Origin of the sequence: Marilutibacter aestuarii, assembly GCF_006546775.1 — a bacterium.
GTDB lineage: Bacteria > Pseudomonadota > Gammaproteobacteria > Xanthomonadales > Xanthomonadaceae > Marilutibacter > Marilutibacter aestuarii.
In genome coordinates this window covers 1-5,353 of the sequence record NZ_VICE01000047.1, presented here as the reverse complement: position 1 = coordinate 5,353, position 5,353 = coordinate 1, and the positions used below count along the sequence as shown (strand labels likewise).

4 protein-coding genes are annotated in these 5,353 nt (G+C 69.5%); 3 read left to right on the top strand and 1 reads right to left on the bottom strand.

Going from position 1 to position 5,353, the window contains the following annotated elements; all coding sequences use genetic code 11:
- Positions 1–147 precede the first annotated feature (147 nt).
- The 3 genes from folE2 to FKV25_RS04750 all read left to right on the top strand — a co-directional run bounded on the left by folE2 (position 148) and on the right by FKV25_RS04750 (position 3,867).
- On the top strand, positions 148–1,083 hold the full coding sequence (gene folE2, locus FKV25_RS04760) for a GTP cyclohydrolase FolE2 (RefSeq protein ID WP_141517657.1): 936 nt from the start codon (positions 148–150) through the stop codon (positions 1,081–1,083).
- Positions 1,084–1,216: 133 nt separating this feature from the next.
- Positions 1,217–2,902: a GGDEF domain-containing protein gene (locus FKV25_RS04755; RefSeq protein ID WP_170218536.1), complete on the top strand. Its 1,686-nt coding sequence runs from the start codon at positions 1,217–1,219 to the stop codon at positions 2,900–2,902.
- Positions 2,903–2,940: 38 nt separating this feature from the next.
- Positions 2,941–3,867 carry a hypothetical protein gene (locus FKV25_RS04750; RefSeq protein ID WP_141517655.1) on the top strand — a complete coding sequence of 309 codons (927 nt, stop codon included), beginning with the start codon at positions 2,941–2,943 and terminating at the stop codon, positions 3,865–3,867.
- A gap of 668 nt (positions 3,868–4,535) precedes the next feature.
- On the opposite strand, the gene FKV25_RS04745 is transcribed toward FKV25_RS04750, so the two are convergent.
- The gene (locus tag FKV25_RS04745) at positions 4,536–5,324 is read right to left on the bottom strand and encodes a M23 family metallopeptidase (RefSeq protein ID WP_246071922.1); all 789 of its coding nucleotides are present in this window, start codon (positions 5,322–5,324) and stop codon (positions 4,536–4,538) included.
- Between the last annotated feature and the right edge of the window lie 29 nt (positions 5,325–5,353).

The window sequence follows — 5,353 nt, the reverse complement described above, 5'->3', positions numbered from 1 at the left end:
GCGGTCCTGCTGGGCTGGCGGGCGGCGCGCCGCGGGCCTCGGAACTGAGCGTTCTGCCCGTATTCGGGCCCCGCGCCCCGCGGTCGGTAGAATAGGCGCACCCCACGCTGAGTTGCCCTTGGCGACGCCGCCCCCATGTCTCCTGCCATGAAACCCGCTTCCGCTTCCGCCCGGCACCTGCCCGACGTCGCCCACGAGGCCGCCGCCGAGGCGCGTCCGCTCGACTGGGTAGGCATGGCCAACATCGCCCTGCCGCTGCGCGTGGCCGCTGCCGGCGGGGAACCGATCCAGGTCGCGGCCTCGGTCGACGTCGGCGTCAACCTGAAGGATCCCGACGCCCGTGGCATCCACATGTCGCGGCTGTACCTGCACCTGCAGGACGCCTTCGCCAGCGAGATCGTGACCCCGGCCGGGCTGCGGCGCATCCTGCAGTCCCTGGTGGCGTCGCAGAAGGGCCTGTCGACGTCGGCACGGCTGGTGATCCGGCACGACCAGATGCTCCTGCGTCCGGCGCTGGCGTCCGGCAATGCCGGCTGGAAGCGCTACCCGGTGGAGATCGATGCACACCTCGTCGACGGCCACCTGCGCCTGGGCCTGGCGTTCTCGGTCGAATACTCCAGCACCTGTCCGGCCTCCGCGGCGCTGTCGCGCCAGCTCAATGCCGAGCGCTTCAACGCCGACTTCGCCGATGCGCGCCCGATCTCGGTCGGCGTGGTCGGGGACTGGCTCGCCTCCGAGCGTGGCCTGGCCGCGACACCGCACGCGCAGCGCAGCCGGGCCTCGGTCCGCATCCAGTTGCGGCCGCAGTTCGAGGAGCTTCCGCTGGCGAACCTGATCGATGCCCTCGAACAGGCCCTGGGCACGCCGGTGCAGACCGCGGTCAAGCGCGAGGACGAGCAGGCCTTCGCGGCGCTGAACGCGGCCAACCTGATGTTCTGCGAGGATGCCGCCCGGCGCGTGGCCTCGGTCCTGGCCCACGATCCGCACGTGGAGCATTTCGACGCCGAGGTCGAGCACTACGAAAGCCTGCACCCCCACGACGCGGTGGCGCGTATCAGCGGGCAGGGGCCGGCCGTCGACTGACGCCTGGCTGGCCGCGTCGCGGGCAGCGCCGCGGTTAGCGAAACCTGAACAACAGCTCCGGACGATGGGCTATGCTCGGACGACGCTGCCGTGCGATTTCGCCAGGCAGGGGGGGCGTCCGGGGGGAAGCGAATTGCGTCGTGCGTGGCACACCACGGTCCTGCTGCTCTTGATGACCGTGTCCGCCTGGGCGGACGCGCAGGTCTTCGACGTGGCCCGTTTGGGCGAAGACCCGGTACCGGCACAGGTGGTGTCGGGTGCGCTGGATGCGGATTTCGCCGGGGTTCCGCCGTCGCGCGGCCAGGCCGCGATCGTCGAAAGCAGGCGCGGGGTTTCCTGGTGGCGCGTCACCGCGCGCGAACCGCTCGCACCGCGCCCCGGACAGACCCTGGTACTGAATTTTCCGTACATGAACGCCGTGCAGGCCTGGCGCCCCGGCGATGCGCTCCCGGTGAGGTTGAACCTGGTCGGCCCGGACGCCGACCTCAGCCACTCCACCCGCGGCCACTTCATCCCGCTCCCGGACGGCCTGGCGCGCGGCGAATCGGTCTACCTCCGCCTCGAGTGCGTCACCCCCATGCGCATCGCGCTGACGGTCGAGGGCGTCCGCGAAGCGCACCGCAAGGACCTCACCTACGTCGGCTGGCGGGTGGGCGTGCTCTCCACGACCCTCGTGCTGGCGGTGCTGGTCTTCGGCTTCTGGGTGGGCATCGGCGAGCGCAGTTACCTCTACCTGATGCTGGCGCTGTTCGGCCAGGTCCTGTACCTGGTGACGACCGGAGGTGACCTGCGCGCCTTCGAGTCGTTGTCTGCGCTGATGGGGCAGGACCTGAGGGCCAGCCGGATCTTCGCGCTGGCTGCCTTCATCAGCAGCAACAGCTTCATGGCCTATTACCTGGACCTGGTGAACCGCCAGCCCCGCATCAACCGCGTGCTGACGGTCTGCAGCCTCGCCGCGCTGGCCTTGATCGGCTGGAGCATCTTCAGTGTCTCGGGCCTGATCCCCACGCTCGCCAACACGGTGGTGCTGGTGGCGATCGCCGCGGTGATCTGGGCCATGGGCGTCGCCGTCGGCAAGCGCCAGAACGGCGCGCTGCTGCTGGTGTTCGCGATGATGCCGCTGGTGTTGCTGGTGGCCCTGCGCGCGGCGGTGCGCCTGGAGATGATCGGCATGCCGCCGTGGCTGGACTATGTGTATCCCGCGGGCTTCATGCTGTCGGGGCTCATCGTCACCATCGGGCTGACCGGCAAGATGCACCAGCTTCGCCGCGACCGCGACCACGCCAGCCACATGGCGTCCTACGATGCCCTGACGGGCGCGAACTCGCGGCCCGTCATCGAGTCGCACCTGCGCAATGCCGTCGCCGAGGCGCATGACTCCGGCGCACCGCTCTCGGTCGTGTTCTTCGACATCGACAACTTCAAGCGCATCAACGACCAGCATGGCCACCGCGCGGGCGACGAATGCCTGAAGCTGGTGGCGATGCGCACCCGCAACCGCCTGCGCACCTATGACCAGATCGGCCGCTACGGGGGCGACGAAATGATCGTCATCCTGCCCGACACCGCGCTCAAGGAAGCGATCGGTGTTGCCGAGAACCTGCGATCGGCCGTCAATTGCCGACCGGTCGCCACCGACGACCTGCAGCTGGAGGTCACCCTCAGCCTGGGCGTGGCGCAGTTGCTGCCAGGCGAGACCGCCGAAGCGCTCCTCGAACGCGCCGATGCCGCGCTGTACGCCAGCAAGTCGGCGGGGCGCGACCAGGTGACGGGCCATGTCCGCTCGTTGCTGCAGGCGGCGAGCGCTCCCCCGCGCTGACGCCGCTTCCCGGACCCAGCCACCCAGGAGACCGCCCTATGGATGACAAGACCCGCATGCCCTTGCAGCCGCTGACCTCCATCGACAGCCTTCGCAGCGGCGATGTCCTGCTGCTGCGCGGGCGCAGCGAGCTGTCGGCGTTGATCGCCTGGACCTGCAACGACATCTACAGCCACGCGGCCATCGTCACCGACGATGGCGGCCTCATGGAGTCCGTCACCCGGGGCATCGTCCGCGGTGAAGTGCACGAGAAGGTCGCCGCGACAGACCGCTACTACCTCGTCGATGCCTTTCGTCCGGTTTCGCCCGAGGAAGTGCCGCTGGCGCGGGAGGATCGCGACCGGGTCATCGCGCACGGCGAGAGCCTGCTGGGCCTGCCTTACGCGACCAACGAGCTGGCCGTGGTCGGGGTGATCGTGGCCCTGCGTAATCGCGTGTTCGAGGACCTGCCGACCTGGCTGCGCGGCGTGCTGCGCGTGGCCTTCGACATGCTGCTGTCCGACGACGCGCAGCAAATGGTGTGCAGCGAGTACGTCTATCGGTGTTTCGCCGAATGCGATGCCGAGCCCGTGGGGCGCCTGGCGCCCCGGATCGTCGTCGCGCCGCCGCCGGACACGTCGCAGCCCTGGGACGTGGACGTGCCCAAGCTGATCGAGGAGATCCGCGCGCTTCTCGGCCCGCGCAAGGCGCTGGCCAACGCGGTGTTCCCACCCGAAGGCGCACTGCAGGTCGGCGAGGCCCGCGGCGGCCTGGATGCAGCGTCGCTGGAGGCCTCGGCCCGCGCCGTGCGCGAGCGCCTGGGCGCGCCGGAGCCGGTGCCCGAGGGCCTGCTGGCCGTGGGCGACGCCGTCCTGCCGGTTCGCGTGGTCAACCCCAAGGGCGTCAGCCCGGGCGACCTCTCCCGCTCGCCGTCGCACCAGCCGCTGGGCCGGCTGATGCAGGCGGAGGACTGGTCGGGGGCTTGATTTGGGAATGGGGAATGGGGAATAGGGAATATTCGTCCGTCATCCCAGCGAACGCTGGGATCCAGCCTTTGCCCTTGCCTTTGATTGCAGCCCCATCTTCCCGGCCTGGAGCGAACGGCCCCGCGCAGTGCAGGCTCGCGGCTGCGTAGGATGGGTTGCGCGAAGCACAACCCATCATCGCTTGGGGGTGGCCAGTCGATGATGCGTATCGCCTGCGGCTCGACCCATCCTACGGATCGAACGATTCAGCGTTGGTGCTCGACCAGCAGCAACGGGTCCACGCGAGTGTTGAACCGCGCAAGGGGATTCCTTGAGCGAAGTGGGCGCCCAACGCGCCGCCGCGCGTGAGGGCAGTCAATCCATAGGACAGCTTCAAGAGCAAACCTTCAGCGTTGGTGCTCGACCAGCAAGAGCGGGTCCACGCGAGTATCGAACCGCGCAAGGTGATTCCTTGAGCGAAGTGGGCGCGCAGCGCGCCGCCGCGCGTGAGGGCAGCCAATCCATCGGACAGCTTCGGGAGCGAACCTTCAGCGTTGGTGCTCGACCAGCAAGAGCGGGTCCACGCGAGTGTTGAACCGCGCAAGGGGATTCCTTGAGCGAAGTGGGCGCCCAACGCGCCGCCGCGCGTGAGGGCAGTCAATCGATCGGACAGCTTCAGGAGCAAACCTTCAGCGCTGGTGCTCGACCAGTAAGAGGGGATCCACTCGGATGTCGAACCAATTCATCCCCCAATGCAGATGCGGCCCGGTCGCGCGCCCGGTCGCGCCGACGGCGCCGATGACCTCGCCCTGTTCGACGCGGTCGCCGACCTCCACGTCGAGACGCGAGAGGTGCAGGAAGTTCGAGCTGACGCCATGGCCGTGGTCCAGGAGCACGGTGCCACCGGTCAGGTACATGTCGGGGTTGGCGTAGGTCACCACGCCGGCGGCGGGCGCCTTGACCGGGGTGCCGTTCGCGGCGGCGATGTCCATGCCCGAATGCGGTGACTTCGGCGTGCCGTTGTAGACGCGCTGGTTGCCGAAGCGACCGCTGATGCGGCCCTGCACCGGCCAGATGAACGACTGGCCAAAATCGTCGCGGTCGTCATCGCGGGTGCGGGCCCGGGTCACCTCGGCCTGTTCCCGCGCGATGCGCTCGGCGATGGCCCTGGGCGGGTCCACGGTCCTGGGCGGCACGCCGTTGACGTTCTCCACCGGCCAGTCGCGGGGGGTGACGGCAATGCGGTGCACCAGCGGCGTGCGGTCACCCACGTGGATGCTGACCTCCACCGGGCCGCTCGCGTCGCGGCCGACGCCGAGCACGAAGCGGCCGTCGCCGGAGACCTTCAGCACGCGCCCCTGGTACTCGACGTGGGCACTGGGATCGGCCAGGCCGATCACCAACGAGCCCTGCGGCACCGAGGTGGGCAAGAAGCTGATTGCCGCCGGTCGGGCGACGGGCTGGCCGGGCGGGGGCAGGGCGGTGGGCCGGTCGTTCTGCGCCGGCG

Coding starts and splice junctions, on each gene's coding strand:
- FKV25_RS04750 (WP_141517655.1), top strand. CDS start 2,941: ATGGATGACAAGACCCGCATGCCCTTGCAGCCGCTGACCTCCATCGAC.
- folE2 (WP_141517657.1), top strand. CDS start 148: ATGAAACCCGCTTCCGCTTCCGCCCGGCACCTGCCCGACGTCGCCCAC.